Origin of the sequence: Streptomyces sp. NRRL S-1022 (genome assembly GCF_000720135.1) — a bacterium.
In the GTDB taxonomy this organism is placed as follows: domain Bacteria; phylum Actinomycetota; class Actinomycetes; order Streptomycetales; family Streptomycetaceae; genus Streptomyces.
Genome location: NZ_JOIU01000021.1, coordinates 44,859 through 62,092, shown reverse-complemented (window position 1 = coordinate 62,092; position 17,234 = coordinate 44,859). Strand labels below are relative to the sequence as shown.

Below are 17,234 nucleotides of genomic sequence, written 5' to 3'. Positions count from 1 at the left end.
CCCCGTTCGCCTCCGCCGCCCCGGAAAAGGACTCACGTCCTGTTTCCGTACGAAGCATGCACGACGGGTCGCACATTCACACGAGCCGGCCGGCGGGCCGGCCGCGCGGCGGCGGGGAGGGCGGTCCGCCTCAGGTGGACCGGGCGAGGGCGACGGCCCGGTGCGGCGAGGTGTCGAGCTTCGCCAGCACCCCGGGGCGGGCGATGTTGGGCAGGACCAACTCCAGGAAGACGGAGACCTCCTTGCAGAGTTCGCCCTCGGGCAGGGCCTCGGTGATCAGCCGGATCCCGGTCCAGGAGGCGGTGAGCAGCCGCGCCACCTCCGACGGCTCGACATGGCCGAGCAGTTCCCCCTGCTCGCGGGCTGCGCGCAGCAACTCCTCGCCCGCGTCGATCCACCGGGGCCAGCAGGTGCCGAACAGCCGGCGGGCCCTGAGGTCGACCGACAGCCGGACGGTGGCGCCGAGCAGCGGGTCGCGGGGCAGGCGGTAGGCGAGCAGCAGCGCGGTGTCGACCCACTCCTGCAGCTTCACGGCCTGCGGCGGAACCGGTGCCAGGGCCGCCGTCTCGTCGAGGATGGCGCGTGCCAGCTGTTCCTTGGAGGCGAAGTGGAAGTACAGGCCTCCGCGGGTGAGCCGGGTGCGCTCGATGAGGCCGCCGATGGTGGTGGCGTCGTACCCGAACTCGTTGAACATCGCGGCGGCGGCCTCAAGGATGACCCGCCGGGTGTGGACCGCCCGTTCCTGCCTCCCCACGCAGCTCCTCCCGGTCAACGCCTTTACCAGTGCTTGGCTTCACACTTACTATGTAAAAAACCGAACGGAGATCCGGTACTTTAACAGCGTAACGAGTGTGGCCTGACACCACAGACCAGGGGGACCGTTGAACGACCTCACTCTCGCCCCGCACCCGCACGCCCCGTCGCCGGCTCTCCTGTGCTCCTATGCCCATCTGCGGCGCGAGGAGTACTTATTCGTCACCGGCTGGGAGCGGCTGACCGCCCGGGAGTTCACCCTGGGGGTCACGTGGCCCGCCGTCCAGGGGGACCTGCCCTACGATCCGCGCGTCCTGGCACAGACCGTCCGGCAGACCGGACTGGTCGTCGCGCACGCCGCGTTCGGCGTGCCGCTGACCCACCAGACCATGCTGAGCACGCTCTCCTTCAGCATCGCGCCGGGCCTGCGCATACCCCGCGGCCGGACCTCGGCGCTGGACGTGCACGTCACCGTGTCGGAGAGCGGGGGCAGGCGGCGTACGGCGAGCGCGCTGCACATGTCCTTCCACGTGCGGCGGGACGGGGTGACGGTGGCCCGCGCCGAGAGCGAGTTCGCCTGGATCTCGGAACGGGTCTACGGACGTGTCCGCGGTGCCCGGCGCACCGTGGACTGGGGGGCGTGGCCGGTGCCGGCGCCCCTGGACGCCCGGTCGGTCGGGCGCGCCTGCGCGGCGGACGTGGCACTCGCCGCGGGGGACCGCCCGGGCCGCTGGCTGCTGCGCAACGACCCGGGCAACCATCTCCTCTTCGACCACCCCGTCGACCATGTGCCGGGCCTGGCCCTGCTGGAGTCCGCCGACCAGGCGGCGCGGGCCCACTGCTCCCCGGCCCCCTTCGCCCCGGCCGGGATCGAGGCCACCTACTGGCGGTACGTCGAGTTCGACCAGCCGTGCTGGATCGAGACCGAGCCGCTGCCGGAGCCGGGTGCCCTCCGGGTCACGGGGATCCAGGGGGACGAGCCCGCCTTCCGTGTCGACTACCGCACGCGCGCCTGACGTTCGCGCGCCTGACGTTCGAGGGGAGCGGACCTGTGCGGCCCCGGCGGGCGGAGGCGGTCGAGGCCGGGGGCCGTCCGGCCGCTGTCGTCACGGCTCCTGCTCCGGCGGCACCGCACGGGAACACGCCTCGGCCCCGTGGCCGGGCCCCTGGCGTCAGGGGCCGGACCGCAGGGCCGGAAGGGCGGGTGCGTCAGTGCGTCGCCGCCGTCTCGGTCTCCGCGCCCGCGCCGGCGGCCGTAGCGTCCTCCTTCGGCACCCAGCGCAGGGCGAGTACGCCGAGGGCCAGGCAGAGCACGCTCGCCACGCCGACCGCGACGTGCAGACCGCTGAGGAAGGCGTCCTTGGCCTCTGCCGCGGCGGCCGCGGACAGCCCCGGCGTGTCCAGCGTCTCGTCGAGCGTGCCCGCCACGTCGGGGCCGGCCAGCCGGAAGACGAGGGCCGCGAGCGAGCCGAGCAGCGAGATGCCGAGCGCGTTGCCCAGCTCGTTGCTGGTCTCGGCGATCGACGCGGCCGACCCGGCACGCTCGGCCGGCACCGCCGCGACGGCGGTGTCCGCGACCAGGCTGAAGGAGAAGCCGTAGCCGACGCCGGTGACGACGGTGGAGGCGATGAACGCCGCCACGCCGTGCTCGGTGCTGGTCAGCAGCAGAAGCAGCAGACCGAAGCCCATGAAGAAGTGCGAGGCGATGAGCGCCGACCGCTTGCCGATCCGGTCCACCACGCCGCTCGCCCCGATGCACGAGGCGGTGAGGACCGCCGCGCCCGGCAGCGCCAGCAGGGCCGCCGTCAGGACGCTGTACCCGAGGACCGACTGGAGGTACATGCCGCTCAGATAGCCCGCGGCGGCCCAGGCGACGAGCGAGAGCAGGCCGGTGAGGATCGCGACGGCGAAGACGTGGTCCTTGAACAGCCGCAGGTCCAGCAGGGGGTACTCCAGCGTGAGCTGACGGCGCACGAACCACACCAGGACGGCGACGCCGACGAGCCCGATGACGAGCTGCGTCGCGGAGAAACCCTCCGCCGCCGCCGTCTTGACCGAGTAGACGGCCAGCAGGATGCCGACGGCGGACAGCACCACGCTGACGGCGTCGACCCGGCCGGGGTTGGAGGTGCGGACCTCACGCAGCAGCACCGGGGCGAAGGCCACGAACAGCACCACGACCGGAAGGTTGATGAGGAAGACCGAGCCCCAGTCGAAACGGCTGAGCAGCAGGCCGCCGATCACCGGTCCGGCCGCGAACCCGGCGGCGAACGTCGCCGCGAAGATGCCGATGGCCTGGGAGCGCTGCCTGGGGTTGTGGAAGAGGTTGCCGATGATGGCGAGCCCGGCGGGCAGCAGGGTGGCGCCGCCGAGCCCCATCAGCGCACGGCAGGCGATGAGGATCTCGGGGTTCGGCGCGAACGCGGCGCCCGCCGAGCCGGCGCCGAAGACCGCCGCACCGGTCACCAGGAACTTGAGGCGGCCGTAGCGGTCACCGAGGTTGCCGAAGGCGATGAGCAGGGACGAGACCACGAAGCCGTAGATGTCCAGGATCCACAGCGCCTGGTCGGTACTGGGCGTGATCGCGGACGTGATGCTCGGCATCGCGAGATAGAGGACGGAGCCGTCCATCGCGACGAGTGCGACCGGGCCGAGGACGATGACGAGACCCAGCCAGGCCCGCCGGTCGGCACGCTCCGCGACTAAATCGAGGGAAGTCACGGGGGGCAACCTTTCAGGAGGAGGTGCAAAGAGGTGGCGAAAACGCTGCATACGGCGTACGCGATAAACCGGCGTACGGGTGTCCGTACGAGCCGCGCGTACGGCGTACGCGAAAACTGTGCGTACGGTGTACGCAGACTGTTGGGTATAGTACCCCATGACCTTCAATGCACAAGGCAGGCAAGTGACTTCACGCGGCCTGTCGCGGGGCGCGATCGTGGCGGCCGCGATGCGTATCGCGGACGCCGAGGGAATCGCCGCGCTCTCGATGCGGCGCCTGGCGACCGAGCTGGACTCGGGCGTCATGTCGCTCTATCGGCATGTGGCCAACAAGGACGCGCTGATCACCGCGATCACCCGCGCGGCGTGCAACGAACACCCTTATCCGGAACCCGCGCCGCCTGACTGGCGCGAGGCGATGAGGCTCGCGGCCCGGCTCGACTGGGAGGTGTACTGCACCCACCCCTGGGCGCTGGTGACGTCGAGCTCCGCCCGGCACTTCTCGGACACCTCGTGCCTCGACTGGATGGTCGACGCGCTCGCGGACCTCACCGACGACCCGGACCTCGCACGGTCCTTCTCGATCGCCGTGTGGTCGTACGTACAGGGCGTTTGCATCCAGCACCTGGCCCAGCAACTGCTCACCGGCGGCGACAAGCCCGAGCAGTCACCGTTGAGGGCGACCGAGGACGACTTCGAACTGGGTCTGGAGACCCTCCTCGACGGCATGGCACAGCGCGCCGCACAGCACGGGCCGGAGCGTGCCGGCGCACCCCCGGCCCGGACCTTCCCGACCGCCGTGCCCCGCTGACGGACTCTCACGGCTCCCGAGGGACACGGCAGCGCTGTCCGGACGGGCACCGGCCGCCGACAGCGGCCCGGCGTTCCCCGCGGAGCCGTGGCGCCGGGCTCACGACGCGGAACCGCTCATCTCCCGGCGGGGGACACAGCACAGCTCCGGGTCGGACATCGAGCCGCACGCGTGAGGCGCCGCATCGCCCTCCGACTGCCAGCGGTCCAGCGGCGGTTCGCCGGCCGCGGCGGCGAAGCTGCCCGCGGCCTCGATCCGGTCCCGCACCGGCTCCGCTGCCAGCCGCGGCAGCACCAGCCGCCAGAACGGCGTCACCGACTGCGCGATCCGGTCGCCGCCCGGTTCCCGTTCCAGCCCCTCCAGCCCGGCCATCAGCGCAGTGATGGCGGAAACGGCGTCGTCAAGATCGGCGTCGACCGCCAGACTCCCCTGCCGCCGGGCGAGATCGAGCAGCCCGCGCACCCAGTGCCGCCAGTGCTGCCACAGGCTCACCTCGCTGTGCCAGCCGGCGTCGTGGGCAAGGCCGAATCCGGCGCGGAGCACCAGGTCGCACGACACCCGCTCGGCGAGCGCGTGCGAGGTGTCGACGAGGACCTGCAGCGGTGCGGGGTGCCCGGCCGGGACCTGCCCGGTCACGCACAGCAGGATCTCCCTCGCGGTCGACTCGACCGCCTCACCGAGGGCCTGCTTGTTCCGGAAATGGAAGTGGAGCGCGCCGCGGCTGACGTCGGCCCGGGCGCAGATCTGCCCGATGGAGGCCCCGGCGAATCCGTCCCGTTCGAAGAGCTCGGCGGCGGAGCGGATCAGTTGTCGTCGCGTCTTTGCGGCACGGTCCTGCATCACGAGGCGCACTCCGGGAGAAGGGGAACGAAGAAACGGCAGAGGTGAGCGGGAAGTGACCGCACGCGGACCTGCCGGGCGGCGCTGCCGGATGCCCGGCCACGGACGGCCCGCGCTCCCCCGCGCCGTGCACCGCCTCCCACTCCTACCACGTCACCGGCACACCGGGTACGGAACGTCACCGACAGTGGCGCGATATCGTGCCCGGCATGATCGCCATACGGTTCGACCGCTTCGGCGGTCCCGAAGTGCTCACCGTCGTCGACGTACCCCGCCCGCGGCCCCGGCCCGGCGAGGTCCTGATCACCGTCGAGGCCGCCGGGGTGAACTTCGCCGACATCCACCAGGTGGACGGCTCCTACCTGGACGCCGGTGCGCTGCCCCACATCCCCGGCAGCGAGGTCGTGGGTCGGACCGAGGACGGCCGGCGGGTGCTGGCACGCGTGTCCCACGGCTATGCGCAGCAGGCGGTGGCGAAGGAGTCCGCCCTGACCGAGATCCCCGAGGACCTGGACGCCGGGGCCGCCCTCGCCCTGCTGGTGCAGGGCCTGACCGCCTGGCACCTGCTGCGCACCGCCGCCCGGATCCGCGCGGGCGAGACCGTGGTCGTGCACTCCGCGGCGGGCGGTGTCGGCACCCTCGCCGTACAGCTGGCCGGACAGTTCGGCGCCGGGCGGGTCTGGGCACAGGCCTCCACCCCCGGGAAGCGGCGGCTCGCCCTGGACCTCGGCGCGGACGCCGCCGTCGGCTACCCGCTGGCCGAGCGCGCCGACGTGATCCTCGACGCCGTCGGCGGTGAACTCTTCGACAGCGCCCTGGACTCACTCGCCCCGGGCGGACGCCTGGTCAGCTACGGCAACTCCGCGCGGACCGGGTTCACTCCCGTCGACCCCGCCCGTCTCGGCCGGCTGAACGCCGCCGTCGTCGGCTTCTGGCTGCGCCCCACGCTGGCCGCGCCGGGCGCGTTCACCGGCCCCCTCCGGGAACTGCTGTCGCTGACCGCGCACGGCAGCCTCAAGCCGGTGGTGCACCCGCCGTACCCGCTCGCCGAGGCCCGCCGCGCCCATGAGGACCTGCTGGCCCGGCGCACGGCCGGCAAGGTGGTGCTGCGGCCCTGACCAGGGGCCGCCCGCCGCCGACATGACAGATCGTCGGCCGATTGCTCCGGGATCCCGTCGCCCTGTGCCTATCTTCGGGTGACGAGCTGCAAGCGTGGCGTACGCGCCCGTCAGCCGTCCTCTTCCTCATCCCTGAAGCCGGCCAATCCTGCGACGCGGAGACTCAGCATGCGACTTGCGCAAGTGGTGGCATCTCTCATGGAGCGCCACGCGGACCGCCCCGCCGTCGGAGAACGCGTGAAGGAGTTCACGCGGGACCCCGGCACGGGCCGGGTCGCGATGCGGCTGCTGCCCCGATACGAGACGACCAGCTACCGCGAGCTGTGGGCGCGGGTCCGGGCGGTCGCCAGTGAGTGGCACCACCGGCCGGACCACCCGCTGACCGCCGGGGACCGGGTCGCCCTCCTCGGTTTCACCAGCCGCGACTACGCGACGATCGACCTCGCCTGCATCCATCTCGGAGCCGTCACGGTCCCGCTCCAGACCAGCGCCGCGCCGGCCCAGCTGCGGTCGATCCTCGCGGAGACCGAGCCGTTCGTCGTGGCCGCGAGCCTGGAGCGCCTGGACGCCGCGGTCGACCTGATACGTGACAACGACTCGGTGCGACGGCTCGTGGTCTTCGACGTCCACCCCGAGGCGGACGACCACCGTGAGACCCTCGCCGCGGCCCGCGAGCGCCTCGCGAGGACCCGGCCCGCCGTGGTCGTGGACACCCTGGCGGACATCGCCGAGCGGGGCGCCGGCCTGCCCGGGGCCCCGCTGTTCGCGGCGGCCGACGGCGAGGACCCGCTGGCGATGCTCATCTACACCTCCGGGAGCACCGGTACGCCGAAGGGGGCCATGTACACCGAGCGGCTGGCCAGGGCGATGTGGGGCGGGGCCTGGGCGAAGCTCTTCGACGAGACCTACGCGGTCACCTTCCACTACATGCCGATGAGCCATGTGGCCGGGCATTCCTCGCTGAAGGCCACCATGGTGCGCGGCGGCACCAGCTACTTCACGGCCAGCAGCGATCTGTCGACGTTCTTCGAGGACATCGCCCTGGCCAGGCCCACGGAACTGTCCCTGGTGCCCCGCGTGAGCGAGATGCTCCACCAGCGCTACCGCAGCGAGGTGGACCGGCGCACGGCCGCCGGCACGGACCGCGCGGTGGCCGAGGCCGAGGTCCGCGCGGACATCCGGGAGAACGTCCTGGGTGGCCGGGTCACCTGGGCCAGCAACAGCTCCGCGCCGCTCTCCGCCGAACTGACCGCGTTCGTCGAGTCCCTGCTGGGCCTCGAACTGCACAACGTCTACGGCTCCACCGAGGCCGCCGGAGTCTCGGTCGACGGTGTGCTGCTGCGCCCGCCGGTGGTCGACTACAAGCTCGCCGACGTGCCCGAACTCGGCTACTTCCGCACCGACTCACCGCACCCGCGCGGCGAACTCCTGCTGAGGACCGACGCCGTCATCCCCGGCTACTACAAGCAGCCCGAGCTGTCTGCGGAGCTGTTCGACGAGGACGGCTACTACCGGACCGGTGACATCGTCGCGGAGCTGGAACCCGACCGGATCGCCATCGTGGACCGCCGCAAGAACGTGCTGAAGCTGTCCCAGGGCGAGTTCGTCGCCACCTCCGGGCTGGAGGCCGTCTTCGCCGCGAGCCCGCTGGTGCGGCAGATCTTCGTGTACGGCAACAGCGAACGGTCCTACCTCCTCGCCGTCGTCGTCCCCACCGTCGAGGCCCTGGGCGCGTTCGACGGCGACGAGCCGGCCCTGCGGCAGCGGCTGAGCGGGTCGTTCCAGGCACTGGCCAGGAAGACCGGGCTCAACTCGTACGAGATTCCCCGTGACTTCCTGATCGAGACCGAACCGTTCAGCCAGGCCAACGGCCTGCTCTCGGACCACCGCAAACTGTTGTGGCCCCGGCTGGTGGAACGTTACGGCGAGCGCCTTGAGCAGCTGTACGCCGACACGGCCGCCCGCGAGCAGGGGGAACTGGCGCAGATCCGGCGCACCGGCGCGGACCGGCCGGTGCTGGAGACGGTGCAGCGGGCCGCCCGGGCGCTGCTGGCCGGGTCGATGACCGAGGTCGGCCCGGAGGCGCGCTTCAGGGACCTGGGCGGGGACTCGCTGTCCGCGGTGTCCTTCTCGAACCTGCTTGAGGAGACCTTCGGCGTGCGGGTGCCGGTGGACGTGGTCATCAGCCCCGCGTACGACCTCCGGCACCTGGCCGGGCAGATCGAGGCCCGGCGCCGGACGGCCGCGGGGCGGCCCACCTTCGCCTCGGTGCACGGCGAGGGCGCGGCCGAGGTCCACGCCAAGGACCTCACCCTCGACAGGTTCGTCGAGGCGCGCATCCTCACCGACGCCCGGGCGCTGCCCCGCGCGGCGGGGGAGCCGCGCACCGTGCTGCTGACCGGCGCGAGCGGCTATCTGGGCCGCTTCCTCGCCCTGGAGTGGCTGCGCACGCTGGCGCCGGCGGGCGGCCGGCTGATCGCCCTGGTGCGCGGGAAGGACGCCGCCGCGGCCAGGCGGCGGCTGGACGCGGCCTTCGACAGCGGCGACCCGGAGCTGGTGCGGACGTACGAGGAGCTGGCCGCGGACCATCTGGAGGTCGTGGCCGGCGACATGGCCGAACCGCGGCTCGGCCTGGACGAGGCGTCCTGGGACCGGCTGGCCGGCGAGGTGGATCTGATCGTGCACGCCGGCGCGCTGGTGAACCACGTCCTGCCCTATCCGCACCTCTTCGAGGCCAACGTCGTCGGCACCGCCGAGCTCGTCCAGCTGGCCCTCACCGGCCGGATGAAACCGTTCACCTACATCTCCAGTGTCGCGGTCGCGACCTCGCGGCCGGGACAGCCGGCCCTCGACGAGGACGCCGACCCCCGGGTCGCCATGCCCCTCCAGCCGGTCGACGGCGGCTACGCCGGCGGGTACGCGACCAGCAAGTGGGCCGGCGAGGTGCTGCTGCGGGAGGCGCACGACCTGTGCGGTCTGCCGGTCACCGTCTTCCGGTCCAACATGATCCTCGCGCACAGCCGCTACGGCGGACAGCTGAACGTCCCCGACATGTTCAGCCGTCTGCTGTTCAGTGTGCTCGCCACCGGGATCGCGCCGCGCACCTTCTACCGCGGGAACGCCGAACGGGCCCACTACGACGGTCTGCCGGTCGACTTCACCGCTGCGGCCGTGGTCGCCCTGGGCGGTCGTACCGCACCCCGGTCCCCGTCGGAGTACCGGACGTTCAGCCTCGTGAACCCGAACGACGACGGCATCTCCCTCGACACCTTCGTCGACTGGCTGGCGCAGGAGGGCCACCGCATCGAGCGGGTGGACGACTACGCCGACTGGTACCGGCGGTTCGAGGCGGCGATGCGCGCGCTGCCCGAGGCCCAGCGGCAGTACGCGGCGCTGCCCATCCTGCACGGCTTCAAGGAGCCCGCGGAACCGGTGCCCGGGTCGGTGATCCCCTCCGAGCGGTTCCGGGCCGCCGTCCGGGCCGGCGCCGTGACCGGGCACCAGGACATTCCGGGACTCGGCCGCGCGCTCGTCGCCAAGTACGCGCGGGACTTGCGGAACCTGAGGGCGAACGGGGCGGGGGCACGGGCGTGAACAGTGATCTCCTCGCCGGGAAGGTCGTCCTGATCACCGGTGCGAGCAGCGGCATCGGCGCCGCTGCGGCCGGGGTGTTCTGCCGGGAGGGCGCGGCGGTGGTCCTCGCCGCGCGCCGGGAGGACCGGCTGGCGGAACTGACCGGGCAGCTGCGGGCCAAGGGCGCCGAGGCCGAGTACGTGGTCTGTGACGTCACCGATCCCGAGGACGCGGCGCGGGCCGTGGAGTGCGCCGTCAGCGGGTTCGGGCGGCTGGACGGGGCGTTCAACAACGCGGGCGTCGGAGGCGACCGCACGCCGCTGCACCTGATGTCCGACGACGTCTACGACACGGTCATGGACGTCAACGTCCGGGGCGTGTGGAACTGCCTGCGCCACGAGATCGCCGCGATGCTGCGGCACGGCGGGGGCGCCATCGTCAACAACAGCAGTGTGGGCGGGCTGGTGGCGATCCCGGCCGCCGCGCCGTACGTCGCCGCCAAGCACGCGGTGGTCGGCCTGACCCGGGCGGCGGCGGACGAGTACGCCACGGAGGGGATCCGGGTGAACGCCGTGGCACCGGGCACCACCCGCAGCGAGATCACCGAGGACTGGTTCCGGCGCAACCCCGGCCTGGAACAGATGGTCAACTCGATGACGCCGCAGGGGCGTACGGCGGCACCCGAGGAGATCGCGGCCGCGGCGGCCTGGCTGCTGAGCGACCACTGCCCGTTCCTGACCGGAACGGTGCTCCCCGTGGACGGCGGCTTCGTCAACCGGTGACGAAGCCGTCCGGGACGCGGAGCCGGATGCATCCCCCGTCGCCGGCTCCGCGTCCCCCAGTGCGCCCCCGGGCGGGCCGGGAGGACTTGGTAACATACCGAACCTTCGGTAGCCCATGGTCGACGGGACGGTCGACGGACCGACGTTCCGCAGGGCGTGGGAGACAGAGACTGGAGGGCGGCCGAGTGGCGCGTCAGGAGCGTGGGATCCGCACCCGTGAGTCCATCCTGGAAGCCATGGCGAGCCTCTTCATCGAGGTCGGCTACGAGGCCGCCACCATCGCGGCGCTCGTCGAGCGGACCGGGCTGACCCGGGGCGCGCTGTACTTCCACTTCCCGACGAAGGAAGCGATGGCGCGCGGTGTGCTCGACCGGGCCGTGACCCGCGAGGGGACAGCGCCGCAGACGTACAAGCTCCAGGAGTGGGTCGACCTCGGCCTGGTCCTCGCCCACCGGCTGCCCCACGAGCCGATGCTGCGCGCCGCCGTCCAGCTGTCCGTGGACCCCAGGGCACGCAGCCTGTTCGGCACCCGCTGGCCGGACTGGATCAACCTCGGGGAGGATCTGCTCGTCGAGGCCGCGGAGCGGGGCGAGCTGCTGCCGCACGCGGTCCCGGCGGAGATCGCGCGGCTGGCCGTGGGCGCCTGGACCGGTGTGCAGCTGGTGACCGAGGCGCTGCCGGGCGGCCCGGACCTGTGCGAGGAGATAGCGCGGCTGTACCAGCTGATCCTGCCCAACGTCGCCAGCACGGGCGTCCTCGCCAAGCTGGACACCTCCCCCTACCGGGCGAAGCGCCTGCTCGGCCTCTCCTAGTCCCCGGCACCGGGCGCCGGCGGCGGCCTCACGGCCCGAGCCGCGGCCTCCAGGGCGCCGGAACCGGCATGGCCCAGCCTCCCGCTAGCTCTCTCCCACGAGGTCGAGGTCGAGGTCGTCGCGAGACGCCACCGGGGTGATCTCCGGAACGGGCCACGTGCGACTCACCGGCGGGGACACATCGCGCCACCAGGGCCGCGTCGGCAGGTCGCCGGCAGGCTCGAAGGGCCGGCCCGGCACGGGCAGGGCGACCGCCTGCCCGACCGCGCCGGCCGCGGCCAGCGTCCACTCCCCCGGCTCGGCCCACGGGTGCGGGGCGAGGTTGAAGGTGCCCCAGTGGATCGGCAGCAGCACGCCGTGCGGCGCCCCGCCCTGCAGGTCGAGGTGGGCGCGCAGGCCTTCCTCGGGGGTCATGTGGATGTCCGGCCAGAACTCGCTGTACGCGCCGATCTGGATCATCGTGGCGTCGAAGGGGCCGTGGGCGGCACCTGTCTCCTTGAAGCCGTCGAAGTAGCCGGTGTCACCGCTGTGGTAGATCCGGTGCTCGTCGCCGGCGACGGTCCAGGACGCCCAGAGGGTGTGCTGGGTGTTGCGCAGGCCGCGGCCGCAGAAGTGCCGGGCGGGGGTGGCCGTGAGGGTCAGCCCGCCTGTCCTGGTGGACTCGTGCCAGTCCAGTTCGCGCAGCCGGTCCGCCGGGACGCCCCAGTGCTCCAGGTGGGCGCCGACCCCGAGCGGCACGGCGAAGAGGGTGTCCGTGTCCGCCAGCGCCCTGATGCTGGGCAGGTCCAGGTGGTCGTAGTGGTCGTGGGAGATGACGACGACGTCGACCGGGCCGAGCGCGGCCAGCGGCAGCGGCACCGGGTGCAGCCGCTTGGGCCCGGCGAAGGGGAACGGGGAGCAGCGCTCGCCCCAGACGGGGTCGAACAGGACCCGGTGGCCGTCGATCTCGGCGAGCACGCTGGAGTGGCCCGTCCAGGTCAGCCGCAGTCCCGTCGCGGGCGGTTCGGCCAGGTCGGCGAAGGTGGTGGGGTGTACCGGGACGGTGCCCTGCGGGGTGCGCAGCGGCCGGGTCTCCTTGTCCAGGAACACCTTCGCGAGGTCCACGGGGGAGCCGGAGGGGCGGGTGCGGGCGGGGCCGCCGGGGTTCTGGAAGACACCGTCCTTGAAGTGGGGCGAGCGGCGGATACGTGCCAGGCGCTCACCGCCCGGGTCCGCGCCGAAGGCCGCGGGCCGCAGCGCGCGCAGCCCCGAGCTCGAAGATCGCGAACCGGTCACGGTACCTCCCGGTGGAGTGGGTGAGGTCCTCCATTATGGTCGGCGGCTCCGGCGGTCCGGGCGGGCAGGGGTCCGCCCGGGCCATCGGCGGGATCCGTTCCGCGTCCGCCGGGCCGTCGCGGGCGCCCGGGGCGGGGACAACTCCCAGGCGGGCGGCCGGTGATGGCGGGCCGTGTGCGGTGGCCTCGGGTGCCAAGGCCCAGGGACGGGATCGTTTGCGACCGACGGCGCTCACTTGCGATCGACTACGACTAGGGTGAGCGCGTGGCGAGAGTGCGGTTGAGCGTGGCCGAGCGGCGGGAGGAGCTGCTGCGGGCCGCCATCGGGCAGATCGAGGCGCGGGGCGTGGCGGCGGTGCGGATCGCCGACGTGGCCGCGGCCCTCGGGGTGAGCAACGCGCTGGTGCTGTACCACTTCTCCACGAAGGAGAAGCTGGTCGCCGCCGCGTTCGGGTACGCGGCCGAGGACGATCTCGCGCATCTGCGCAAGGTGGTGGGCCGGCGGACCACCGCGCTGCGCCGGCTGCGGGCCGCGGTGCGCTGGTACGCGCCGACCGGGCAGGCCAAGGGCTGGCGGCTGTGGATCGAGGGCTGGGCCGTGGCCCTGCGCGAGCCGGCGCTGCGGGAGGTCACCCGGGAGCTTGACAAGGCGTGGAAGGCGGCGATCGCGGAGGTCATCGCCGAAGGTGTCACGGCCGGTGAGTTCGCGTGCGCGGACCCGGCCGGCACGGCACTGCGGCTGACCGCGCTGCTGGACGGTCTTGCGGTGCAGCTGACGTCGTACCCGGGCGCGGTGGCGCGCTCCCGCGCACAGGAGTGGGTGGACGACGCCCTCGCCCGGGAACTGGGCCTGGACCGGAAGACGTTGACCGAACGGGCACGGTGAAGGCGGCGGCCGTGGCGCGCGCACCGGGGACCCTGACCCGGCCGCGCCCCGGCCGCCCGGGCGGGCGGCAGGACGCGGTCCGGCGGGTCAGGCCACCGCGGCGATGCGCAGCTTGATGTCGTCCGGGGAGAGGGTGCCCTTGGCGGTGACGTGGTCGCCGGAGGACTCGCCGCGCAGGCGGCGGCCGATCCAGGGCACGAGGTACTCGCGGGCCCACTGGACGTCGTCGCGGCGGACGTCCAGGGTGCCCCGGGGCGGCAGCGGCGGCCACGGCTGCTCCGGGTCGGCCGGGATCTCCAGGCCGAGGGCCTGACCGGCGCGCAGCGCCACGCGGGTGTGGCCCTCGGGCGACAGGTGCAGCCGGTCGTTGTCCCAGGCCCTGCGGTCCTGCACGGACTTCAGCGACCACAGGTCGAGGACGGGACAGCCGTACCGGTCGGCGATGGCCCGGACGTGCCCGTTGTAGGTGGCGATCTTGCCGCGCAGGTGCTTGAGCACGGGCACGCGCCGGGTGTCGAACCCGGTCGTCACCATGACGGTGCCGGCGGCCTCGGCCAGCCGGGCCACGGCGCTCTCGAAGCGCTCGGCGACCTCGTCGGGGTCGGTGCCGGGGCGGATGATGTCGTTGCCGCCCGCGCAGAAGGAGACCAGGTCGGGGGCGAGTTCGACGGCCCGGGGAAGCTGGTCGGCCACGATCTGGTCCAGCAGCTTCCCGCGCACGGCGAGGTTGGTGTACTGGAAGTCCCCCTCGGGTCGCCGGTCGGCGAGCAGCACCGCGAAGCGGTCGGCCCAGCCCACGAACGCCCCGTCGGGGCCGGGGTCGCCGACGCCCTCGGTGAAGCTGTCCCCCACCGCCACGTACGACCCGATCACTGATGCGTTGTCATTCTTCGAATCGTCTGCCACGTCGGACCATGATTCACCTTTCGATGTGACCTACGCGACCGTAGGCCGGGGTTGACGAACGGTGAGATGAGCCACTCCTAAATTATGTGTCAAGTCAGGAATAGGCGGCGCCGGGCAGCGGGGGGCGGGTGTCAGCCGACGGGGACGCCGTGCGCGCGGAGGCAGCCGACCGGGTCCAGGTCCGAGCCGCAGTCCGGCGTGGTGCGGATCTCGAAGTGCAGGTGCGGTCCGGTCACGTTGCCGGTGGCGCCGGACGGGCCGACCTGCCGGCCCGCGGTCACGGTCTGGGATCTTCGCGAGGCAGTCGCCGCCGCGCACTGTGGAGACGCGCACGCCCGCCGCCGGCTGGGCAGGCGAGCGGGAGCGCGAGGGCGGCGCCGCCGGCTCGGGGCGGCGGCGAGGGAGCGGGAGAGACGCGGGGTCCTGGGGCGGTGCTTACCCTTGGCGGGTATGGCGCTGTCCCTCCCCGGCGCCTGCGAGGCCGGGGTCCCCGCTCCTGCCCGCACGGCTCAGGTGTGGGGAGTCCGGACGGCGGCAGGATGCGGCGTTCCGTCCGGTTGGGTGGGCGAACCCAAGCGAGCGGGGCGTACGCGGACAAGCAGCCGATCGCGGCCGCCCGTTCCCCGGTTGATCCATTGCGGGGATGGCGAAAGCCTCGGTCGGTGCGGAGCGTTCATATGCGGCGCAGCCGGATGACCGTCGCATCCAGGTCGCCCTTCAGTCCGGTGTGCAGCCCGTGGTGCAGCAGCACGGCACCTCGGTGCACTTCGCCCGTTTCACGGCATTCGTAGGAGGCCGTCGGGTCGAGTCCGCGCAGCCGCACCGCCGGGACCGGCTCGCCGTGGCTCTGCGCCTGGAGCCAGGCGAGGACGACCGTCTCCTCGCCCCGGAGGTACTGCACGGCGCTCAGGCCGCCCGCCGGGGGACGCAGCCGGTACAGCTCGCCGTGCTGCACGACCGGGCGGATCTCCTTGTAGAGCCCGACCCAGCGCCGGGCCTCGGCCAGCTCCCGCGGGCTCCACTCCGTCAGGTCCCCGCCCACCCCGAGCACACCCGCCATGGCGCTGACGAACCGGAACCGCAGCGAGCTGACCCGCCCGTTGAGCTGGGTGTTGGGGCTGTCGGTGACCCAGGCCGCCATCACGCGCGCGGGGTGGATCTGGGAGAAACCGTGCTGGATGGCGAGCCGGTCCAGCGGGTCGGTGTTGTCGGAGGTCCACACCTGGTCGGTGCGGCCGAGCACACCGAGGTCGATCCGGCCGCCGCCGCCCGAGCAGGACTCGAAGGCGACACCGGGATGGGCCGCCCGCAGCCGGTCCAGCAGGGCGTACAGGGCGCGGACGTGGTCCACCCACAGGCGCTGCGGGTACGGTTCCCCGGGCCAGCCGGCGTCGGTGAAGCAGCGGTTGAAGTCCCACTTCACATAGTCGATCGCGGCACCGGACAGCAGGGTGTCCAGCCGCTCCCAGAGGTACTCCTGGACGTCCTCGCGCGCGAGGTTGAGAACGAGCTGGTTGCGCAGTTCCGTCCGCGCGCGCCCCGGCATGTGCTGCACCCAGTCGGGATGGGCGCGGTACAGGTCGCTGTCGGGGTTGACCATCTCGGGCTCGACCCAGATGCCGAACCGCATGCCCAGGCCGTGCACCCGGTCGGCGAGGGGTCCCAGGCCGCGCGGGAAGCGGTCGGGGTTGGGCGTCCAGTCGCCGAGGCCGGCGCGGTCGCTGGTGCGGGCGCCGAACCAGCCGTCGTCGACGACGAACAGTTCGATCCCCATCTCTGCGGCCCGGCGCGCCAGGGCGAGCTGCTGCTCCTCGGAGATGTCGAAGAAGGTGGCCTCCCAGGAGTTGAACAGCACGGGCCGGTCCCGGTCGGCGTCCGGGACGACGTACGCGCGCTGGTAGGCGTGCCAGGCACGGCTCGCGCCGCCGAAGCCGCCGTCGCTCCACAGGCCCGCGAAGACCGGGGTGGTGTACGACTCCCCCGGCGCGAGGAGCAGCAGGCCCGAGTCGTCGTAGCCGGCGCCGCCGGTGATCTGCACGCGCGCGTCCGGGAGCTGGGCGACCGCGATGCGCCAGGAGCCGGACCAGCCGAGCGCGCAGCCGTACACCTCGCCGCGCTCCTCGGTGGCGTCGGTGTCGAGGGCGACCCAGGGCAGGTGCTGGTGGCCGGTGTGGCCGCGGCGGCTGCCGATGACCTTCTCGCCGTAGGTGAGGGGGGCGGCGGTGAGCCGGGACTCCGCGGCCCAGCGGCCGTGCAGCTGGGACATCCGCCAGCCCTCGCGGTCGGGCAGCGTCCAGGTGGCCGCGTCGGCCCGCAGCAGCTCCACGCGCGCGGGGCCGCCGTTCACGACGGTCACCCAGCGCTCGACCACGTCGCCGCGCATCCGGTAGTGCAGCGTGATCCCCACGCCGTCGTCGTCGAAGCGCAGCCGCAGCTCGTCGCCTTCCGTGTCGTACGAGACGAAGCGCCACTCGGTGCCGCGCCGCTCCTCGGTGCGGACGGACAGGGCGGGGCGGACGAAACGGGGTCCGCCCTCGACGGGGTACTCCTCGCGGCCGTCCAGCGGGGACTCGAAGGGCCGGTAGCCGGGCAGCGGGCGCACCGCGAGCGCCTCGGCGTCGGCGAGGGCGATCCGCGGCCCCCAGTGCAGGTGCAGCAGCTCGTCCGTGTCGGTCAGATGCAGGGCGTAGCTGCTGTTCGGACCCGACAGGAGCCAGGTACGACCGTTCTCGGCGATGTCCGCCATCGAGACCTCACA

The 17,234-nt window shown here is 72.9% G+C and carries 13 protein-coding genes and 1 pseudogene; 7 read left to right on the top strand and 7 right to left on the bottom strand.

The window, feature by feature from the left end:
• Positions 1-130: 130 nt before the first annotated feature.
• Complete coding sequence (locus IG05_RS0128275) at positions 131-754, bottom strand: ScbR family autoregulator-binding transcription factor (protein WP_030346845.1); 624 nt, start codon at positions 752-754, stop codon at positions 131-133.
• A 127-nt stretch (positions 755-881) separates the two neighbouring features.
• Between IG05_RS0128275 and IG05_RS0128270 the strand changes: the two genes are divergently transcribed.
• Positions 882-1,769 carry a ScbA/BarX family gamma-butyrolactone biosynthesis protein gene (locus IG05_RS0128270; protein ID WP_030346844.1) on the top strand — a complete coding sequence of 296 codons (888 nt, stop codon included), beginning with the start codon at positions 882-884 and terminating at the stop codon, positions 1,767-1,769.
• A 193-nt stretch (positions 1,770-1,962) separates the two neighbouring features.
• Here IG05_RS0128270 and IG05_RS0128265 read toward each other — a convergent pair whose 3' ends face one another.
• The gene (locus IG05_RS0128265) at positions 1,963-3,384 is read right to left on the bottom strand and encodes an MFS transporter (protein ID WP_234336066.1); all 1,422 of its coding nucleotides are present in this window, start codon (positions 3,382-3,384) and stop codon (positions 1,963-1,965) included.
• A 274-nt stretch (positions 3,385-3,658) separates the two neighbouring features.
• Between IG05_RS0128265 and IG05_RS0128260 the strand changes: the two genes are divergently transcribed.
• The gene (locus IG05_RS0128260; RefSeq protein WP_051790328.1) at positions 3,659-4,285 is read left to right on the top strand and encodes a TetR/AcrR family transcriptional regulator; all 627 of its coding nucleotides are present in this window, start codon (positions 3,659-3,661) and stop codon (positions 4,283-4,285) included.
• A gap of 99 nt (positions 4,286-4,384) precedes the next feature.
• Here IG05_RS0128260 and IG05_RS42585 read toward each other — a convergent pair whose 3' ends face one another.
• Positions 4,385-5,125, bottom strand: coding sequence for a ScbR family autoregulator-binding transcription factor (locus IG05_RS42585; RefSeq protein WP_037814853.1), 741 nt, complete (start codon positions 5,123-5,125; stop codon positions 4,385-4,387).
• A 209-nt stretch (positions 5,126-5,334) separates the two neighbouring features.
• Between IG05_RS42585 and IG05_RS0128250 the strand changes: the two genes are divergently transcribed.
• From IG05_RS0128250 to IG05_RS0128235, 4 genes are all read left to right on the top strand, one after another.
• A complete protein-coding gene (locus IG05_RS0128250) occupies positions 5,335-6,243 on the top strand; it encodes a quinone oxidoreductase family protein (protein WP_030346840.1) in 909 nt (302 codons plus the stop codon).
• A gap of 198 nt (positions 6,244-6,441) precedes the next feature.
• Positions 6,442-9,837 carry a carboxylic acid reductase gene (gene car / locus IG05_RS0128245; protein WP_107051433.1) on the top strand — a complete coding sequence of 1,132 codons (3,396 nt, stop codon included), beginning with the start codon at positions 6,442-6,444 and terminating at the stop codon, positions 9,835-9,837.
• A complete protein-coding gene (locus IG05_RS0128240) occupies positions 9,834-10,598 on the top strand; it encodes a glucose 1-dehydrogenase (protein ID WP_030346838.1) in 765 nt (254 codons plus the stop codon). Before car ends, IG05_RS0128240 begins: the two co-directional genes overlap by 4 nt.
• A gap of 185 nt (positions 10,599-10,783) precedes the next feature.
• Complete coding sequence (locus IG05_RS0128235) at positions 10,784-11,410, top strand: ScbR family autoregulator-binding transcription factor (RefSeq protein ID WP_030346837.1); 627 nt, start codon at positions 10,784-10,786, stop codon at positions 11,408-11,410.
• Positions 11,411-11,494: 84 nt separating this feature from the next.
• On the opposite strand, the gene IG05_RS0128230 is transcribed toward IG05_RS0128235, so the two are convergent.
• Positions 11,495-12,685 carry an MBL fold metallo-hydrolase gene (locus tag IG05_RS0128230; protein WP_030346836.1) on the bottom strand — a complete coding sequence of 397 codons (1,191 nt, stop codon included), beginning with the start codon at positions 12,683-12,685 and terminating at the stop codon, positions 11,495-11,497.
• 264 nt (positions 12,686-12,949) lie between these two features.
• On the opposite strand from IG05_RS0128230, the gene IG05_RS0128225 reads away from it, so the two are divergent.
• On the top strand, positions 12,950-13,570 hold the full coding sequence (locus tag IG05_RS0128225) for a TetR/AcrR family transcriptional regulator (protein ID WP_030346835.1): 621 nt from the start codon (positions 12,950-12,952) through the stop codon (positions 13,568-13,570).
• An 87-nt stretch (positions 13,571-13,657) separates the two neighbouring features.
• Here IG05_RS0128225 and IG05_RS0128220 read toward each other — a convergent pair whose 3' ends face one another.
• From IG05_RS0128220 to IG05_RS0128210, 3 genes and pseudogenes are all read right to left on the bottom strand, one after another.
• Positions 13,658-14,443, bottom strand: a complete 786-nt coding sequence (locus IG05_RS0128220) for an SGNH/GDSL hydrolase family protein (protein ID WP_030346834.1) — start codon at positions 14,441-14,443, stop codon at positions 13,658-13,660.
• 164 nt (positions 14,444-14,607) lie between these two features.
• Positions 14,608-14,763: pseudogene (locus IG05_RS47125) on the bottom strand (M23 family metallopeptidase); the annotation flags it as partial.
• 386 nt (positions 14,764-15,149) lie between these two features.
• A complete protein-coding gene (locus IG05_RS0128210) occupies positions 15,150-17,222 on the bottom strand; it encodes an alpha-galactosidase (RefSeq protein WP_030346833.1) in 2,073 nt (690 codons plus the stop codon).
• Between the last annotated feature and the right edge of the window lie 12 nt (positions 17,223-17,234).